Source organism: Proteiniclasticum sediminis (assembly GCF_018128025.1).
GTDB classification, from domain to species: Bacteria; Bacillota; Clostridia; order Clostridiales; family Clostridiaceae; genus Proteiniclasticum; species Proteiniclasticum sediminis.
Genome location: NZ_JAGSCS010000033.1, coordinates 9018 through 10333, shown reverse-complemented (window position 1 = coordinate 10333; position 1316 = coordinate 9018). Strand labels below are relative to the sequence as shown.

General features: G+C 52.7%; 2 protein-coding genes. Both read left to right on the top strand.

All coding sequences use genetic code 11. The features are described from left to right. The first annotated feature begins 17 nt into the window (after nucleotides 1-17). On the top strand, nucleotides 18-428 hold the full coding sequence (locus KCG48_RS14095; RefSeq protein ID WP_211802820.1) for a PrgI family protein: 411 nt from the start codon (nucleotides 18-20) through the stop codon (nucleotides 426-428). Beyond that, nucleotides 388-1316: VirB4-like conjugal transfer ATPase, CD1110 family (locus KCG48_RS14090; RefSeq protein WP_456239172.1), on the top strand; the 929-nt coding region annotated here is incomplete at its 3' end. The genes KCG48_RS14095 and KCG48_RS14090, both read left to right, overlap by 41 nt.

The following is a 1316-nucleotide window of genomic DNA, read 5'->3' as shown; positions in this document are numbered from 1 at the left end:
CGAAAGGAGGAAAGCCTGTGGCCTATGTCCCTGTACCCAAGGATCTGACCAAGATCAAGACCAAGGTGATGCTCAATCTCACCAAGCGTCAACTGATTTCATTTGGCAGCGGAGCTCTTCTGGGCGTCCCGCTGTTTTTTCTTGCCAAGCCCCACATGAGTGTCAGCACAGCAGCGCTGCTCATGGTGCTGTCCATGCTGCCGTTTTTCCTGCTGGCCATGTACGAACGTAATGGTCAGCCCCTGGAAAAAATCCTCTATCAGCTCATTCAGAGCCGATTCATCCGACCGAAGAAGCGGCCCTACCGGACCGACAACTTCTATGCCGCCGTAGAGCGACAAACCAATCTGGACAAGGAGGTAAAAGCGATTGTCCAACCAGAAAACCATCCAAAGAAAACTCAGCCGCGAGGAAAGAAATCGCATTGAAAGCGCCATCGCCAGAGCCAAGCGTGACAGCAAGGTTCCAGCCACGGCCCAGCAGACGATCCCTTACCTGCGCATGCATCCCGACGGCATCTGCCAGGCAACAGATGCCTTATATACCAAGACCATTCAGTTTCAGGACATCAACTACCAGCTGGCTCAGAACGAGGACAAGACGGCCATCTTTGACGGCTGGTGCGATTTTCTCAACTACTTTGACAGCTCCATCCGCTTTCAGTTCTCTTTCCTGAATCTGAGCGCCAGCATCGAGGAATTCGAGCAGTCCATTCTGATCCCGGATCAGAACGACGACTTTGATGACATCCGCGAAGAGTATGCCAACATGCTCCGGGGTCAGCTGGCCAAGGGCAACAACGGCCTATCCAAGACCAAGTTCATCACCTTCGGCATTGAAGCGGAGAATCTTCGTACGGCCAAGCCCAGATTGGAGCGTATCGAGAATGATCTGCTAAATAGCTTCAAGCGTCTTGGCGTCGCAGCAGATCCTTTGAGTGGAAAAGATCGACTGAAGCTTTTGCACAGTATCTACCATCTGGACGGTCAGGAGCGCTTTCTCTTTGACTGGGACTGGCTGCCGCTGTCGGGCCTTTCCACCAAAGATTACATTGCGCCTTCATCCTTTGATTTTTCCGAGAGGAGGAACTTCCGGATAGGCAGAAAGCATTGCTCCGTTTCCTTCCTGCAGATCCTGGCACCTGAACTCAACGACCGCATGCTGGCGGATTTTTTGTCCATGGACAACAGCCTGGTGGTGACCCTCCATATCCAGTCCATCGATCAAACCTCTGCTATCAAGACCATCAAGCGCAAGATCACCGATCTGGACCGGATGAAGATCGAAGAACAGAAGAAGGCCGTCCGGTCCGGCTA